The sequence below is a fragment of the Lysobacter sp. Root604 genome (assembly GCF_001427505.1).
Taxonomy (GTDB): domain Bacteria; phylum Pseudomonadota; class Gammaproteobacteria; order Xanthomonadales; family Xanthomonadaceae; genus Lysobacter.
Genome location: NZ_LMGS01000009.1, coordinates 1,283,442 through 1,299,659 on the forward strand (window position 1 = coordinate 1,283,442; position 16,218 = coordinate 1,299,659).

The 16,218-nt window shown below is 68.6% G+C and carries 15 protein-coding genes; 10 read left to right on the top strand and 5 right to left on the bottom strand.

Annotated elements, in window-relative coordinates; translation table 11 throughout:
- Positions 1-9: 9 nt before the first annotated feature.
- From gspD to ASD69_RS14035, 3 genes are all read left to right on the top strand, one after another.
- The gene (gspD, locus tag ASD69_RS14025; protein WP_056179077.1) at positions 10-2,232 is read left to right on the top strand and encodes a type II secretion system secretin GspD; all 2,223 of its coding nucleotides are present in this window, start codon (positions 10-12) and stop codon (positions 2,230-2,232) included.
- 156 nt (positions 2,233-2,388) lie between these two features.
- Positions 2,389-3,240, top strand: coding sequence for a glycosyltransferase family 2 protein (locus ASD69_RS14030; protein ID WP_056179082.1), 852 nt, complete (start codon positions 2,389-2,391; stop codon positions 3,238-3,240).
- A gap of 37 nt (positions 3,241-3,277) precedes the next feature.
- Positions 3,278-4,117 carry a glycosyltransferase family 2 protein gene (locus tag ASD69_RS14035; RefSeq protein WP_056179950.1) on the top strand — a complete coding sequence of 280 codons (840 nt, stop codon included), beginning with the start codon at positions 3,278-3,280 and terminating at the stop codon, positions 4,115-4,117.
- A 163-nt stretch (positions 4,118-4,280) separates the two neighbouring features.
- Here ASD69_RS14035 and ASD69_RS14040 read toward each other — a convergent pair whose 3' ends face one another.
- The 5 genes from ASD69_RS14040 to lpxO all read right to left on the bottom strand — a co-directional run bounded on the left by ASD69_RS14040 (position 4,281) and on the right by lpxO (position 9,340).
- Positions 4,281-5,225, bottom strand: coding sequence for an MBL fold metallo-hydrolase (locus ASD69_RS14040; RefSeq protein WP_056179086.1), 945 nt, complete (start codon positions 5,223-5,225; stop codon positions 4,281-4,283).
- A 90-nt stretch (positions 5,226-5,315) separates the two neighbouring features.
- The gene (pyrF, locus tag ASD69_RS14045) at positions 5,316-6,131 is read right to left on the bottom strand and encodes an orotidine-5'-phosphate decarboxylase (protein ID WP_056179088.1); all 816 of its coding nucleotides are present in this window, start codon (positions 6,129-6,131) and stop codon (positions 5,316-5,318) included.
- A 12-nt stretch (positions 6,132-6,143) separates the two neighbouring features.
- A complete protein-coding gene (locus ASD69_RS14050) occupies positions 6,144-6,539 on the bottom strand; it encodes a hypothetical protein (RefSeq protein WP_056179090.1) in 396 nt (131 codons plus the stop codon).
- Positions 6,536-8,197, bottom strand: a complete 1,662-nt coding sequence (ettA, locus tag ASD69_RS14055; protein WP_056179093.1) for an energy-dependent translational throttle protein EttA — start codon at positions 8,195-8,197, stop codon at positions 6,536-6,538. Before ettA ends, ASD69_RS14050 begins: the two co-directional genes overlap by 4 nt.
- A gap of 240 nt (positions 8,198-8,437) precedes the next feature.
- Complete coding sequence (gene lpxO / locus ASD69_RS14060) at positions 8,438-9,340, bottom strand: lipid A hydroxylase LpxO (RefSeq protein ID WP_056179953.1); 903 nt, start codon at positions 9,338-9,340, stop codon at positions 8,438-8,440.
- A gap of 211 nt (positions 9,341-9,551) precedes the next feature.
- Between lpxO and glyA the strand changes: the two genes are divergently transcribed.
- The 7 genes from glyA (at position 9,552) to ribD (ending at position 16,216) form a co-directional block, all read left to right on the top strand.
- Positions 9,552-10,805, top strand: a complete 1,254-nt coding sequence (gene glyA, locus ASD69_RS14065; protein WP_056179097.1) for a serine hydroxymethyltransferase — start codon at positions 9,552-9,554, stop codon at positions 10,803-10,805.
- 46 nt (positions 10,806-10,851) lie between these two features.
- Positions 10,852-11,457 (top strand): TonB family protein, encoded by a 606-nt coding sequence (locus tag ASD69_RS14070; RefSeq protein ID WP_162250658.1) that lies wholly within the window; start codon positions 10,852-10,854, stop codon positions 11,455-11,457.
- A 235-nt stretch (positions 11,458-11,692) separates the two neighbouring features.
- A complete protein-coding gene (gene nrdR, locus ASD69_RS14075; RefSeq protein ID WP_056179102.1) occupies positions 11,693-12,211 on the top strand; it encodes a transcriptional regulator NrdR in 519 nt (172 codons plus the stop codon).
- Positions 12,212-12,253: 42 nt separating this feature from the next.
- On the top strand, positions 12,254-13,462 hold the full coding sequence (locus tag ASD69_RS14080) for a hypothetical protein (protein WP_056179107.1): 1,209 nt from the start codon (positions 12,254-12,256) through the stop codon (positions 13,460-13,462).
- 18 nt (positions 13,463-13,480) lie between these two features.
- Complete coding sequence (locus ASD69_RS14085; protein ID WP_056179111.1) at positions 13,481-14,290, top strand: hypothetical protein; 810 nt, start codon at positions 13,481-13,483, stop codon at positions 14,288-14,290.
- Between the two features lie 31 nt (positions 14,291-14,321).
- Positions 14,322-15,119 carry a hypothetical protein gene (locus ASD69_RS14090; RefSeq protein ID WP_056179114.1) on the top strand — a complete coding sequence of 266 codons (798 nt, stop codon included), beginning with the start codon at positions 14,322-14,324 and terminating at the stop codon, positions 15,117-15,119.
- Positions 15,116-16,216: a bifunctional diaminohydroxyphosphoribosylaminopyrimidine deaminase/5-amino-6-(5-phosphoribosylamino)uracil reductase RibD gene (gene ribD, locus ASD69_RS14095; RefSeq protein WP_056179116.1), complete on the top strand. Its 1,101-nt coding sequence runs from the start codon at positions 15,116-15,118 to the stop codon at positions 16,214-16,216. Before ASD69_RS14090 ends, ribD begins: the two co-directional genes overlap by 4 nt.
- The last annotated feature ends 2 nt before the right edge of the window (positions 16,217-16,218 follow it).

The window sequence follows — 16,218 nt, forward strand, 5'->3', positions numbered from 1 at the left end:
AGTGAACGCATGAAGCTACGTCACAACCCAACCGCGTCCCGCGCCCTTGTTGGCCTCACCATTGCCAGTCTGCTGGCGGGCTGCTCTACGGTGCCGGTCCCGAACATCAGGCGCGATGCCAATCCGGCGGCCTTGTCCGACAAGGCTACCGCTGCGGGCACCTCTTCCAGCGAAGGCGTTTCGTCGCAACCGTTGCCAGAGCAAGACAGTGGCCCGCGTGCGCAAATCCGGCGCGGCACCGGCCAGGTCATCAACCGCAGCGCGGCGGCGGAAGCGCCTCCGGGCATCGGCGCCACCAGCGGTTCGGCCACCTTCAATTTCGAAGGCGAGTCGCTGCATGCCGTGGTCAAGGCCATCCTCGGCGACATGCTGGGCCAGAACTACGTGATCGCGCCGGGCGTGCAGGGCACGGTGACCCTGTCCACGCCCAAGCCGGTCAGCCCGGCGGCGGCGATGAACCTGCTGGAAATGGTGCTGGGCTGGAACAACGCGCGTCTGGTCTACAGCGGCGGCCGCTACAACGTGGTGCCCGCCGATCAGGCCCTGGCCGGCAACGTCGCGCCCAGCACCAATCCGGCCTCGACCGCGCGCGGCTTCGAAGTGCGCACCGTGCCGTTGCGTTACATCTCGGCCACCGAGATGGAGAAGATCCTCAAGCCTTACGCGCGTCCGAACGCGATCATCAACGTCGACGGCGCGCGCAACGTGATCAGCGTCGGCGGCAGCCGCGCCGAGCTCGAGAACTACCTGCACACCATCGAGATCTTCGACGTCGATTGGCTGTCGGGCATGTCGGTGGGCGTGTTCCCGCTGCAATCGGGCAAGGCGACCAAGGTGGTGGCCGATCTGGAGAAGGTGTTCGGCGAGCAGAGCAAGTCGCCGGTCGCGGGCATGTTCCGCTTCATGCCGCTGGAAGGCGCCAACGCGGTGCTGGTGATCAGCACCCAGGCCGACTATCTCGACGATATCCAGCAGTGGCTGGAGCGCATCGACGGCGCCGGCGGTGAGATGCAGTTGTTCACCTACGAACTCAAGTACATCAAGGCCAAGGAACTCGCCCAGCGCTTGTCGGAGGTGTTCGGCGGCGGCCGCAGCGGCGGCGGCGATGGGGGCGGGGGTTCGCCCTCTCTGATGCCAGGCCTGGATCCGGTCGAGCTACAGGACGGCGCCAACGGGTCCGTGGCCAACATCGGCGGAAAGGACGGTGGCACTGGTGGCGGCGGTGGCAGCGGCGGCGAGATGTCGCTGGGTTCGCGCCAGAGCGGCAACGGCGCGGTCACCTTGGAAATCGACGGCGCGCGTGTGGGCGTGGCCGCGGTCGAGGAAACCAATTCGCTGCTGGTGCGCAGCAGCCCCGGCGCCTGGCGTTCGATCCGCGACGTGATCGACAAGCTCGACGTGATGCCGATGCAGGTGCACATCGAGGCTCAGGTCGCAGAGGTTGAGTTGACCGGCGACCTGTCCTACGGCGTGCAATGGTTCCTCGATCGCGCCACCAGCGACAATGGTTTCGGCGACCTCAATCGGCGAACCAACCCGCTGGTGCCGCCGAAGTGGAGCACGCTCGCGGCCAGCATCGGCGGCGTCAATGGCGACGGCCTGTCGTGGTCGCTGATCCGCAACAACGCGGCAGCGTTGATCACAGCGCTGGACGAGGTCACGGACGTACGTCTGTTGCAGACACCCTCCGTGTTTGTGCGTAATAACGCCGAGGCCACGTTGAACGTTGGCAGCCGCATTCCGATCGAGTCGGTCACGGTCAACCCAGGCTCCAACAACGACAGTACCTACAGCCAGGTCCAGTACCTGGATACGGGCGTGATTCTGAAGGTTCGTCCACGAGTAAGCCGCGACGGCATGGTGTTCCTGGATATCGTCCAGGAAGTCAGTTCGGCTGGTGCGCCGCTACGCGCGAACAGTCAGAACGTCACTATCAACACGCGCAAGCTCAAGACCGAGGCGGCGGTGCAGAGCGGCGAAACGGTCCTGCTTGCAGGTTTGATCTCCGACAGCGTCACGCGTGGCTCCACCGGTTTCCCAGGGTTGAGCCGCATACCGGTGATCGGTGGCTTGTTCGGAACGCAAGGCTCCAAGACCGAACGGCGGGAAACCATCATATTGATCACGCCGACCCTGGTGCGTAATCCACAGGAAGCACGCAACCTGACCGACGAATATAGCCGCCGGTTCCGCGCCATGGAGCCGCTCAACCCGCCTAAGAAGAAAAAGTAGGAGCCGGGCGCGTCCGTTGAGGCAAAGCGGTGCTGCATCGCATCCGTCGGATGCGATGCAGGCCGATACCCGCGAGCGGGCGCGTAGGCCCGCCGAGCCGGCGCCACGGTTCTTGGTTAAGATCGCGGCAATACCGGCTGCTACGGACCGCGACGTTTGGCCGAAACGCTTTCTAGTAACAGCCTGCCCATCGTCGTGGTCCCGGTCGGCGTCGACGACGACGCGCTGGACGCCTGCCTGGCCGCGCTGGACGCGTGCACGCCGCCGGGCACCCGGGTCTGGCTGGCCGACGACGCCCAGGCCGGTCCGCGCGGCTATGCCATCGTCGAACGCTGGATGGCGCGCACTCCGCTCAAGGCCGACTACACCCGCCGCCAGCGCCCGATCGGCGAGGCCGCCCACCTGGGCGAGGCGCTCGCGGTCTGCGGCGATGCCGACGTGGCGGTGCTGGCGCCGGACGCGATCCCCGCGCCGGGCTGGCTCAGCCGGCTCGCCGCCTGCCTGAGCACCGACGGCGCGATCGCCACCGCCACCCCCTGGAGCAACGCCGGCGAGGCCGCGTCCTGGCCGCGCATCGGCGAGATCGAGGCGGTGCCCACCGACCTGGAACGGCTGTCGCGCGCGGCTGCCGGCATGCCGGCCCTGTACCCGGAACTGCCGGCCGCGATCGGCCACGCCGTGCTGCTGCGCGGCAGCGCGCGCAAGCGCGCCGGCGGCATCGACGGCGCCAGCTACGGCTCCTGGTACGCCGCGCTCACCGATCTGTCGCTGCGCCTGTCCGGCCTGGGCTGGCGCAACGCGCTGTGCGAGACCGCCTTCGTCGCCCGGCGCGGCGAGGGCGGGCCCTGCGACGGCGACATGGACCACCTGGCGGTGCGCTGGCCGGACTGGCACGCGCGTCTGGCGGGATTCTTGATGAGCGACCCGCTACGCGGTTCGCGCGAACGACTGGCCGCGCTGCTCGACGGCGTCGGCCCACCGGATCCGCAACGTGACTTCTTCACCTGATTCCCCTGCGCGCGTCGCGGCGGCGCCCGACGACGGCATCGCCGCGATCGTGGTCAGCTACCAGAGCGCGGCGACCATCGACGACTGCCTCACCCGCCTGCGCGCCGCGCAAGGCGTGAGCGCGATCCGCGTGGTCGACAACCACTCCAGCGACGGCACCTTGGAGATCGTCCAGCGCCACGCGGCCGGCGACGCACGCGTGCGTTTCATCGACAATCCCGACAATCCCGGCTTCGGCGTGGGCTGCAACCAGGGTGTGGCCGATCTCGGCGGTGCGCCGACGGGCTGGCTGGCGTTCGTGAATCCGGATTGCCTGCTCGAAGCCGACGCGCTCGCGCGCCTGCGCGCGCTGGCCGCGCCGTTGGGCGAGGCGCTGCTGGGCGCCGATCTGGTCGACGACGACGGCGTGCGCGACGGCGCGGCGCGGCGCAACGATCCCGACTTCGCCGGCATGCTGGCCGGCGCGCTGCGGCGCGCGCCCAGCGCCGCGCTCAACCTCGCGCCCGACGACAGCCAGGCCTTGCAACGCGTGCAGGCGGTGTCCGGCGCCCTGATGCTGATGCCGCGCGCATTGTTCGAGCGCATCGGCGGTTTCGACCCGGGCTATCGCCTGCACGCCGAGGACCTGGACCTGTGCCGGCGCGCGCGCGAGGCCGGCGCCACCGTCGCGGTGGCCAACGGTGTGCGCGTGCTGCACGTGCGCGGCGTGTCCAGCCGCTCGCGGCCGCTGTTCGTGGAGTGGCACAAGCACCGCGGGCTGTGGCGTTACTTCCGCAAGTTCGAATACGCGCGTCGCGGTTTCGCGACCCGGGTGGGCGTGTTCGCGGCGATCTGGCTGCGATTTCCCATCGCGGCGGTGCGTGCTTGGCTGCGCTGATACGGCCAAAGCCAAAGCAAATCCCCCCTAGCCCCCCTTTTTCAAAGGGGGGGATCAAAAGCGGGGCCAAGTTGTTGCCGGCCCGTTCTTTGAAGAGCTGTTGCTGTTCCCCCCTTTGAAAAAGGGGGGCTAGAGGGGATTTGCTCCTGCACTCAAACCTCCATCAAATCTCCATCAAATCCCGCCCCACGATCAGCTCGCCGCTGAAATGCGGCGCCACCGCTTCGCGCCACACCGCATCGGTCAGCGAGGCGTCGCCGCCCGGCACGAAGTGATTCAGCACCAGGGTTTTGACGCCGGCCTCGCTGGCCAGGCGCCCGACCTGTTCGGTGGTGGTGTGGCTGTCGAGCAGATGCTGACGCAGACGCGCGGCCTGCGCTTCGCTGGCGATCAGGCGCTCCAGCGCCGGCAGGTACATCACCTCGTGCACCAGCACGTCGGCGCCGCGCGCCAGTTCGACCAGCGCCGGCGAGGGCCGGGTATCGCCCGAGAACACGATGGAACGGTCGGGGCCGTCGAAGCGGTAGGCGAACGCGGGCGCGACCGGCGGATGCTCGACCAGCGCCGCGGTCACCTTCACCCGCTGGTCGCGCATCACCACACCGCCGCGGGTGAGCTCGTGGGCGCGGATCATCGGCGCCAGCGGCGCGCGGCCTTCGTCTTCGATGCGGGTACGGATGTCGGCCTGGTTCATGGCCAGGAACTGCCGGGTCATGCGCTTGAGCGGCGGCGGCCCCCAGGTGTCGACCGGATGGCGCAGGTCCGCGGCCCAGGCCAGCCACAGCAGATTGCCGTAGTCGGCGTTGTGATCGGAGTGGTGATGGGTGACGAAGACGTCGGCGATCGCGCCCAGCGACAGGCCGGCCAGGGCCAGCTGCCGCGCAACGCCGTTGCCGCAGTCGACCACGTAGACCGCGTCGTCGATCACCACCGCGCTGGCCGGCGCCGCGCGCAAGGCCTTGGGCGTGGGGCCGCCGGCGGTGCCGAGCAGGATCAGGCGCGTGCGCTTGCGCGCGATCGCGCTGGCGAGCGCGGGCAGGGCCGGACAGGCGCCGGCAGCGAGCCCGAACGGAGCGGCGGCGAGCAGGCGACGGCGGTGGCGATCCATGGGGAGCAGTAACTAAATGAAGAGTAATTAGTGACTAGTAAGAGCCATGGTGCCTCTACTGGTTCCTCGTTACTAGCTACTCGTTACTGCTCACCTGAAGGCATTGATCTGGTCGCGCAGAGTCCGCGCCGCGACCGCAGCGGCCTCGGCATAGTCCTCACCCGAGGACGCGTACAGGATCGCGCGCGAGGAGCTCACCATCAGGCCGGTGCCATCGGCGGTCTTGGCGTTGCTCACCACCGCCTCGACGTCGCCGCCCTGGGCGCCCACGCCAGGCACCAGGAAGGGTACGTCGCCGACGATCGCGCGCACTTCGCGCAACTGCGCCGGCCAGGTCGCGCCGACCACCAGCGCGCAATTGCCGTGCGCGTTCCATTCGTGCGCGACCTTATGGGCGACGTGCTGGTACAGCGGACGGCCGTCGACCATGAGGTCCTGCAGGTCGCCCGCGCCCGGATTGGAGGTGCGGCAGAGCACGACCACGCCGCGGTCGGCGCGATCCAGGAACGGCTGCACCGAATCGCGGCCGAGGTAGGGATTGGCGGTGACCGCATCGGCCGCATAGCGATCGAAGGCCTCGCTCGCGTAGTGCTGGGCGGTACTGCCGATATCGCCGCGCTTGCTGTCCAGGATCACCGGGATGCCGGGATGCGCGGTGTGGATGTGGGCGATGAGGCGCGTCAGCGCATCCTCGGCGCCGAGCGCGGCGAAATGCGCGATCTGCGGCTTGAACGCGCAGGCGTACTGCGCCGTGGCATCGACGATGTCGCGGCAGAACCCGAACACCGCGTCCGGATCGGCGGCCAAGCGCGCCGGAAACTTGGCCGGTTCGGGATCGAGGCCGACGCAGACCAGCGAGTCGGCCTGGGTCCAGCGTTGCTTCAAGTCGGCGATGAATCGGCTCATAGCGAGTCCTGCTTATCCGTTAGGAGGAGAGGCCTGATCGGCCTCTCCGTAACTCGGCGGCTTCGGTCGCGGCATCAGGCGGATGACGATGGGCGCGCTATCGCCGTTTCCCAGCGCCTTGTGCGTGGTCGCGTGCCGGCCTATGCCGAAATCGGGGTGTGTGGCGATCAGTTCGATGGGGAAGTCGCAGGTGCAGTCCGTTCGCTGCAGTCCGAAGCGACCTTGCGCATCGGTCCACAACACCGGGTCGTACGTATCGGCACGATCCGACACGAACAGATACACCGGAACTCGCGCCATCGGCGTACCGGTGGGGCCGACGACCTGGCCGGACAACTTCAAACTGCCGTCGCAGCCTGCCGAGACCAGGCAGGCTGCGAGCAGGAGACCGGCCAGGCCTCGCGTCACTTAAGCGCCTTGAAGCGCAGGCGATGCGGCTTGGCGCCTTCCTCGCCCATGCGACGCTTCTTGTCTTCCTCGTACTCGCGATAGTTGCCCTGGAAGAACTCGACGTGCGAGTCGCCTTCGAAGGCCAGGATGTGGGTCGCGATGCGATCCAGGAACCAGCGATCGTGCGAGATCACGAAGGTGTTGCCCGGGAATTCGAGCAGGGCGTCTTCGAGCGCGCGCAGGGTTTCGATGTCGAGGTCGTTGGACGGTTCGTCCAGCAGCAGCACGTTGCCGCCCTGCAGCAGGGTCTTGGCCATGTGCAGACGGCCGCGTTCGCCGCCCGACAGCGAGCCGACCATCTTCTGCTGGTCCTGGCCCTTGAAGTTGAAGCGGCCGATGTAGGCGCGCGACTGGATCTCGATGCCGTTGATGTTGAGGATGTCGAGACCGCCGGAGACTTCCTGGAACACGTTGTGGTTGCCGGTCAGGGCCTCGCGGCTCTGGTCGACATAGGCCAGCTTGACGGTCGGGCCGGTCTCGATGGTGCCCGAGTCCGGCAGCTCCTTGCCGATGATCATCTTGAACAGCGTCGACTTGCCGGCGCCGTTGGGGCCGATGATGCCGACGATCGCGCCCGGCGGCACGCTGAAGCTCAGGTCCTCGATCAGCAGGCGGTCGCCGAACTTCTTGTTGACGTTCTTGAACTCGATGACCTTGTTGCCCAGGCGCTCGCCCGGCGGAATGAAGATCTCGTTGGTTTCCTGGCGCTTCTGGTAATCGACCGACTGCAGCTCATCGATGCGCGCCAGGCGCGCCTTACCCTTGCTGCGGCCGCCCTTGGCGTTGCTGCGGGCCCACTCGAGTTCCTTCTGGATCGCCTTCTGGCGCGACTTTTCCTGGTTCTCTTCCTGCTTCAGGCGCTCGTCCTTCTGCACCAGCCAGTCGGTGTAGTTGCCCTTCCACGGAATGCCGCGGCCGCGGTCGAGTTCCAGGATCCACTCGGCGGCGTTGTCGAGGAAGTAGCGATCGTGGGTGACGGCCACCACGGTGCCGGTGTAGCGGGCCAGGAACTGCTCCAGCCATTCGACCGATTCGGCGTCGAGGTGGTTGGTGGGTTCGTCGAGCAGCAGCATGTCGGGCTTCTGCAGCAGCAACTGGCACAGCGCGACGCGGCGCTTCTCGCCGCCGGACAGGTTGCCGACCACGGCTTCCCACGGGGGCAGGCGCAGCGCGTCGGCGGCGACTTCGAGCTGGTTTTCGAGGGTGTGCGCGTCGCCCGCGGCCAGGATCGACTCCAGGCGCTGCTGCTCGGCGGCGAGCTTGTCGAAGTCCGCGCCTTCCTCGGCGTAGGCGGCGTAGACCGCGTCCAGCGCGGCTTGGGCGTTGATGATCTCGCCCAGGCCGACTTCCACCGCCTGGCGCACGGTGTGGGCCGGATCCAGCTGCGGCTCCTGGGCCAGATAGCCGACCTTGATGCCGTTGGCCGGACGCGCTTCGCCGGTGAAGTCCTGGTCGACGCCGGCCATGATCTTCAGCACCGTCGACTTGCCGGCGCCGTTCAGACCGAGCAGGCCGATCTTGGCGCCCGGGAAGAACGACAGCGAGATGTCCTTGATGATCTGGCGCTTCGGCGGCACGGTCTTGCTGACGCCGTTCATGGTGTAGATGTATTGCATGCGGACTCCGAAGCATGGGCGCGCCGAGCCGGGCCGGGGATGGCCGGAGGGGCGAGGCGGGAAGCGGTAATTATCCCGCAGGCGCGGGCGGGGTTCCAGCGCGGGGCGGGGCGGTGGGGGATCCGATGGGGCGGCAGGCCCCGTCGGAGGCAGGCGGAGCGGGCGCCGAGGGGCCTGGCTTGCGCCGGGAGGCCGGTTTGCGTGGTCGCGGCTTACACCGCTCCTATCCCAAGACGGGGGTTAGAGCCAGATCACGAAGCCGATCGCCGCCAGCACCAGGGCGTATTTGAGGGCGTAATACAGGGGCTTGTTGCGCTCGCGCAGGCCCTTGGCCTTCAGGCGCAGGGCGTAGAAGTACTTGAACAGGCGGTTGATGCCGCCGGTCTTGTCGCCTTCCATGTTCGGCGAGGCGCCCGCCGCGATGAAATGCTTGGCCACGAAGCGGTTGAGGCCGCGCGCCCAGGCGAAGCGCATCGGCCGCTCGATATCGCAGAACAGGATGATGCGATTGGCCTGCGAGCCGTTCTGGGCCCAGTGGATGTAGGTCTCGTCGAACATGGTCCACTCGCCGTCGCGCCAGCTGTAGCGCTGGCCGTCGACGTCGATGAAGCAGGCGTCGTCGTTGGGCGTGTCCAGGCCCAGGTGCAGGCGCAGCGAGCCCGCGAAGGGGTCGCGGTGCGGGCGCAGCTCGCCGCCCGGGGGCAGCTCGGCGAACATCGCGGCCTTGACCGCCGGGATCTGGCGCAGCAGCTCGGTGGTGCGCGGGCACAGCTCGGCGGCCGAGGGGTGGGCCTCGTCGTACCACTTCAGATAGAAGCGCTTCCAGCCGCGGCGGAAGAACGAGTTGAAGCCGACGTCGTTGTAGCCGTCGGCGGCCTTGATGTGCTGCAGCTCGCGCAGGTGCAGGGCTTCCTCACGGATTTCGCGCCAGCGCGCGCGCAGCGGCTCGAGTTCGGGAAAATGCCGGTCCGGCTCGATATAGGGGCTGGTCGGCACCCGCGAGCAGGCGTACATCAGCACGTTGATCGGGGCCATGAAGGTCGAATGGTCCAGCAGCTGCCGCCCCAGACGGTGGCGTACCTTGCCGCGCAGGTGCACGTACACGGCGCTGGCCAGGAACAGGAAGACGAAGACCCATTTCACGGTCGGGACATCCAACAAAGCGGTGGGGTGGGGGTGCGGGAGCGGTTTCGGGCGCTCCGGGGCCTGCGGACCCATCATGGCGGTTGGCCGCCATACGCCCCTAGGCTAACATTTCAAGTCTTACGTCAAGCCTGCTCGTAGGTTAACGCCGGCCTGGGCCTGACGCGGCGCACCCCTCTCCCCCCGTCCGTTTTACCCTCCGAGGCCGCGAATGTTCCCCAGCCAGACCCGTATTGCCGGATTCGACGACGAACTCGCCCAGGCCATCGCCGCCGAGGCGCGTCGCCAGGAAGACCACGTCGAACTGATCGCCTCGGAAAACTACGCCAGCCCGCGCGTGCTCGAAGCGCAGGGCAGCGTGCTCACCAATAAGTACGCCGAGGGCTACCCGGGCAAGCGCTATTACGGCGGCTGCGAATACGTCGACATCGCCGAGCAGTTGGCGATCGACCGGGTCAAGGAACTGTTCGGCGCCGACTACGCCAATGTGCAGCCGCATTCGGGCTCGCAGGCCAACCAGGCCGTCTACTTCGCCCTGCTCAACCCCGGCGACACCATCCTGGGCATGAGCCTGGCCCACGGCGGCCACCTCACCCACGGCGCCAAGGTCAACGCCAGCGGCAAGCTGTTCAACGCCGTCCAGTACGGCGTCAACGACCAGGGCCTGATCGATTACGACGAAGTCGAGCGTCTGGCCCTGGAGCACAAGCCCAAGATGGTCGTGGCCGGTTTCTCCGCGTACTCGCAGGTGGTCGACTGGGCGCGCTTCCGCGCCATCGCCGACAAGATCGGCGCCTACCTGTTCGTGGACATGGCCCACGTCGCCGGCCTGATCGCCGCCGGCGTCTACCCCAGCCCGGTCCCGCATGCGCACGTGGTCACCTCGACCACCCACAAGACCCTGCGCGGCCCGCGCGGCGGCATCATCGTCGCCAAGGACGCCTCCGAGGACCTGGTCAAGAAGCTGCAGAGCATCGTGTTCCCGGGCATCCAGGGCGGTCCGCTGATGCACGTGATCGCGGCCAAGGCGGTCGCGTTCAAGGAAGCGCTGGAGCCGGAGTTCAAGGACTACCAGGCCCAGGTGGTCAAGAACGCGCAGGCGATGGCCAAGACCATCATCGCGCGCGGTTACAAGATCGTTTCCGGCGGCACCCAGAACCACCTGATGCTGGTCGACATGATCGGCAAGGGCATCACCGGCAAGGCCGCCGAGGAAGCGCTGGGCAAGGCCCACATCACGGTCAACAAGAACGCCGTGCCGAACGATCCGCAGAAGCCGTTCGTGACCTCGGGCCTGCGCATCGGCACCCCGGCCGTCACCACCCGCGGCTACAAGGAAGCCGACTGCGTGGCGCTGGCCGAGTGGATGTGCGACGTGCTCGACCACCCCACCGACGAGAAGGTCATCGCCGGCGTGCGCGAGAACGTGACCAAGCAGTGCGCGCAGTTCCCGGTGTATGGCTAAGGCCGGTTTCCGGCTGGCGATGGTCGGCTGGCTTGCATGCCTGAGCGTGCAAGCCGCCGAGGCGCCGCCGGCCGGGACAGAGCCGCCGCCGGCGATCGAGTACAGGACGCTGACGCCGGCCGAAGCCGCCGAAGCGACGATCGTCGAGATCAACGCGCCCACGCCGCCGCCGCTGCCTGACATGCGCGAAAGCATCGGGATGACGGAGACCTACTACATCCCGATGTGCGAGCTGTCCGCCGGAGCGGGGCCGTACCGAACGAACTGGCGCGAGATCTCGGACTTCCACGCGCGCAACCGCGTGCCGTGGTTGTCGGAAGCCAATCGCGGCAAGGCGCAAGCCGCCTATACGCAAGAAGGCAGCCGCGCGCCGGAGCCGAACAACCGCCCCGAGGCGGTGTATCCCGCCGCCGCCGGCGACAAGGTCGGCGAGGTGGTGGTCAAGGTCATCATCGACGCCAAGGGCCGCACCCGCGATGCGATGGTGATCTGCAGCAACGACCCGGTTTTCCACGCGCCCGCGTTGGCATTCGCGCGGAAAGTGAGCTACACGCCGGCCTTGAGCGATGGTCGGCCGGTGGCGGACTACGGCAACGTGAGCATGCGTTTTTATCCGGATGGGCCGCAGTACGGGTTTCGGCGGCATAAATGATCGCCTCCGCTACCGGCCGAAACGAAGCCATGAGCCCAATGGGCGTGTCGTCCGCACGAGCCTTGTTCAACGATGCGGCCCTGGCCGCAGTAAGATCGGCGACGTTCGTCCCCGCTACGTCTCGCGGCGTTGCCGTCGCCAGCGTGGAATCCGTCGAATACCGGTACCCGCGGTTCTGAGCGCATGAACGACGCGAAGGCCGATTCCCCGCTGCTGTCCAGCCAAGGCTAATCCTTTGCATTGCCCCTTCTGCCAGCACCAGGACACCCGCGTGATCGATTCGCGCGTGTCCGACGACGGCGCCACCATCCGCCGTCGCCGCGTCTGCGAGGCCTGCGGAGAGCGCTTCAGCACGCTCGAGACGATCGAGCTGAAACTGCCGATGATCATCAAGGGCGACGGCCGCCGCGAAGCCTTCGACGCGCGCAAGCTGCGCGTGGGCTTCGACCGTGCGCTGCAGAAGCGGCCGGTGTCGGAGGAGCAGATCGAAGCGGCGGTGCGCGCGGTCGTGCACCAGCTGCGCATGACCGCCGAGCGCGAACTGGCTTCGCGGCGGGTCGGCGAGTTCGTGATGGCCGAGCTGCGCAAGCTCGACCACGTCGGCTACGTGCGCTTCGCCTCGGTCTACCGCTCGTTCGAGGACGTGGCCGATTTCCGCGAGGAGCTCGATCGCCTGGAACGCGACATCCCGGGCGACGCGCAGTTGCCGTTGCTGGGCGAGGATGAACCGCGTCCGGATAAGAAGAAGCGCTGAGCCGAGCGCGAGCCCCTGTCACGCGCTGAAAGGAGTTCGCGCATGTCGAACGCATTGAAATTTTCGCTGCTCGCCCTGAGCTTGCTCGCGGCCGGCGCCCAGGCCGCCGATCCGATCCAAGACCGCCAACGCGCGGCGTTGGCCGGGCACTACGTCCTGGAAGGCGTGGCCGATGCCGGCTCCGAACTGGAGCTCAGGCCCGACGGCCGCTTCGAGTGGAGCCTGAGCTACGGCCTGATGGTCGAGTCCGCCAGCGGCATCTGGAATGTGGGCGCGGATAGGGTGGTGCTGACCATGCAAGCGCCGGCCGAAGGCAAGCCGCTGTTCTCGCTCGATCAGGTGCTGCCGTGGAATCAGGACGCGCAGCGGCGCCTGGAAGAGTTTGCGCAGGAACAGCGCGACGCGATGGCCGAACGCGCATGCGGCTTCGCGCAGACCTACCGGCTCGGCCTGGCTCAGGCCGAAACCGAGGCCCTGGTGGCCCAGCCTGCGAACGATCCGGCCGACCCAGCGCATCGCGCCGCCGCCGAGGCGGCCCTGACGCCGGAGTTGGCTGCCCTGGAGCGGTCGCGCCTGGCGGTGGAGGCGGCGGCCGCCACGGCGATCAAGCGCAAGGCGGGATCCGCTGCTGCCTACGACCCCTTGCCGCCGCCGATGCCGTCGGCGACGGACGCGGCCGCTGCGGCCGCGGCCGCAGCGGCGAACGAGGCCAAGGCCATGCAGTCGCCCGGCCACGCGGCTCCCGTCGACGAGATGGAAGCCGCCGACCGCGCGGTGCGCGCCTACCTGCGGCAATACCAGCGCGTCGGCGAATTGCACGCGCTGGCCGGCCGCACTCCGCCGCAGCTGCGCCAACCCCAATTCGATACGACGGGCTGTCTGCCGCCGTCTGCGGCCGCCAAGCCCAGCGGCTATGCGGTCGTCGTCGGCGATCCGCAGCGTGGCTACCGGGCCGAGGGCATCGGCGTCGAGTTCGTGTATTCCGATGGTCGCAGTGCGAGCGCCCAGACCAGTCCTGGCGGTTGGGCCCTGGCCTTGCAACGACCGGGTGCGCGTCTGCAACGCGTGGTCCTGCAGGCGCCCGATCGGCCAAGCGAAACCCTGGCGCTGGATGAGGGCCAGGGCCGGGTGTTCGCGATCCGCCTCGACACCGCGGCGGCGCGGCCGCCGTCTTTCGAGCAAATGATCCTGACCCAGGACGATGGCGATCTGATATCGCCGCAGATCCGCGGTCGCTATGTACGGCAGTGACCAGTACAGGAGCGCGACGTGAACCCCGAGATCCCCGCGCGACACCGCGCCGAACCTTGCGCGCGCCTGTACACCCTGGTCGCCTGCTTGATCCCGGCCGCCTCCGCGGTGGCAGCCTGCAAGCCCGCCGACCCCGCGCTGGCGGCGCGCTACGCCTCGGTGGCCGAAGCGCCGGTGAGCCTGAGCTTGCACCAGGACGGCCGCTTCCGAATCTACGACCTGCCGGCGGCGGCGCCGACACCCGAGGTGACCGGTTGCTGGTCGCGCGACGGCGACCGCGTGATCTTCGCGCCGGGCGCGGATACCGGCGGCGAGGGCATCCGGCGCGTCCTGCCCGATCCGCTGACCCAGGCCGATCTGGACCCGGTGCGCGGCGACGGCATCGAGACGATCGCGCAGGCGGTGGACGCCGGTTTGCTGCCGGCCGGACGCGTGTGGGCGCACCAGGTGCGCAAGCCCGGCGAGCCGGTGCGGGTGAAGCTGTTCGACTCCAAGGTGGGCATCGCAGCGGGCGAGGCCAAGGTCGTGCTGCGCCTGGCCGACGGCCAGGAGCTCGAGGCCAGCGTGGGAATGGGCGACGGCGAGTACGAGCTCGCGTCCTTGCCCGCCGACGCCGTGGTGACCGCCATCGGCGTACGTTTTTCGTACCCGCCCGAGCGCACGCGCTGGCTGACGACGACCGATTCGACCAAGCGCTTGTACCTGATCGATTTCGATGCGCTGGCCGTTGGCGCTCTTCCGGGCGGCCCCTTGACGCTGACCGTCCAAGCCGACGGCAGCCTGCGCGCGGATACGCCCGACCGCATCCATTTCAAACGCACACCATGAGCGCGCCCTGCGCCGAGGGAATCTCCACCGCATGACGCGCCATCGATCCTACCCGCGCGCCGCCGGCGCGATCGTGCTGGTGTGCGCCTGGATGCTCGCGCTACCTGCGGCCGCGGCCTGCGCGGCGGGCGACGCGGCGCTCGCGGGGCGTTATGCGGCGAGCGCGACGAAAGCGGCGCCGAGTCTGCAGTTGAACGCGGACGGCAGCTTCCGCCTGCGCGAGCTGCCGATGCCGGGCATGGACGTGACCGGCTGCTGGCAGCGCAGCGACGGCACGCTGGTGCTGGTGGAGCGCATGATCGACAGCGAGGACGGAATCAAGCGCGCGCTACCGCCGCCCCTGACCGAGGCCGATCTGAACAAAGTGCGCGGCGACGGCATCGAAACCCTGCAGCAGGCGGTGGACGCGGGACTGTTGCCGATCGGCACCTGGTGGGCGCACCGGCCGCGTCGCGCCGGCGAGGCCGTTTGGGTCAAGGTGTACGAGCCGCGTATCGGTCTGGCGGTGGGCGAGGCCAAGGCGATGCTGCGTCTGGCCGACGGTCGGGTGATCGAGCAGACCTCGAAGGAGGGCGGCGACGGGGAATTCGAGTTCGCTGCCTTGCCGGCCGATGCCGCGGTGAAAGCCGTCGGCGTACGCTTCCCCGAACAGCCCGACCGTCCACGCTGGCTGAACGTGGACGATGCGACCAAGCTGTTGTACCTGATCGAGTTCGACGCCAACGCCATCGGCGCCAGCGAGGGCGGCGCGATGACCCTGACCGTGCAGGCGGACCGCAGCCTGATCTCCGACTTTCCCGACGCCACCCATTTCAAGCGCGCCCCATGACGACCTCCTTCACCGCCACCGATCACCTCCACATGGCCCGCGCGCTGCGCCTGGCCGAGCGCGGCGCCTACACCACCAAGCCCAATCCCATGGTCGGTTGCGTGATCGCGCACGGCGACGAGGTGGTGGGCGAGGGCTGGCACCAGCGCGCGGGCGAGGCGCACGCCGAAGTGCACGCCTTGAACGCGGCCGGCGAACGCGCGCGCGGCGCCACCGCCTACGTCACCCTCGAACCCTGCGCGCACACCGGTCGCACCGGCCCTTGCAGCCAGGCCCTGATCGCGGCCGGCGTCGCGCGCGTGGTCGCGGCGATGCGCGATCCCTTCCCGCAGGTCGACGGCGCCGGCTTCGCCCAACTGCAGGCGGCCGGCATCGAGGTGGCCAGCGGGCTGATGGAGACGCAGGCGCGCGCGCTCAATCGCGGTTTCCTGTCGCGTATCGAGCGCGGCCGGCCGTGGTTGCGGGTCAAGCTGGCGACCAGCATCGACGGCCGCAGCGCGCTGGCCAACGGCGAATCGAAATGGATCAGCGGCGACGCCTCGCGCCTGGACGTGCAGCGCTGGCGCGCGCGCGCGGGCGCGATCGTCACCGGCGCCGGCACCGTGCTGGCCGACGATCCCTCGCTGACCGTGCGCCTGGGCGACGACACCGCGTTCGTGGCGCCGCTGCGGGTGGTGCTGGATCCGGGCCTGGCCACGGTCGCGCGCGGGCGCGTGCGCGAGGGCGATGCGCCCACCTTGTACCTGCACGCGCCCGACGCCAAGCCGCCGCGCGAACTCAGCGCCCAGCACGCCGCGATCGCGGTGCGCGAAGGCCGTTTCGATCTGGACGCGGTGCTGCGCCTGCTGGCCGAGCGCGGCGTCAACGAAATCCAGCTCGAAGCCGGCGCGACCCTGGCCGGCGCCTTCCTCGCCGCCGGCCTGGTCGACGAAGTGCTGTTGTACGTGGCGCCGGTGTTGCTGGGCCAGAACGCGCGGCCCCTGTTCGATGGTCTGGAGATCGAGGCGATGGCCCAGAAGCTGCGTTTGCACATCGTCGAATCGCGCCGCATCGGCGAGGATGTGCGCCTGTTGCTGCGGCCGGAGACTACGGGCTGAGG

Coding starts and splice junctions, on each gene's coding strand:
- gspD (WP_056179077.1), top strand. CDS start 10: ATGAAGCTACGTCACAACCCAACCGCGTCCCGCGCCCTTGTTGGCCTC.
- ASD69_RS14040 (WP_056179086.1), bottom strand. CDS start 5,225: ATGGATCGCCACCGCCGTCGCCTGCTCGCCGCCGCTCCGTTCGGGCTC.
- pyrF (WP_056179088.1), bottom strand. CDS start 6,131: ATGAGCCGATTCATCGCCGACTTGAAGCAACGCTGGACCCAGGCCGAC.
- ettA (WP_056179093.1), bottom strand. CDS start 8,197: ATGCAATACATCTACACCATGAACGGCGTCAGCAAGACCGTGCCGCCG.
- glyA (WP_056179097.1), top strand. CDS start 9,552: ATGTTCCCCAGCCAGACCCGTATTGCCGGATTCGACGACGAACTCGCC.
- ASD69_RS14080 (WP_056179107.1), top strand. CDS start 12,254: ATGTCGAACGCATTGAAATTTTCGCTGCTCGCCCTGAGCTTGCTCGCG.
- ASD69_RS14090 (WP_056179114.1), top strand. CDS start 14,322: ATGACGCGCCATCGATCCTACCCGCGCGCCGCCGGCGCGATCGTGCTG.
- ribD (WP_056179116.1), top strand. CDS start 15,116: ATGACGACCTCCTTCACCGCCACCGATCACCTCCACATGGCCCGCGCG.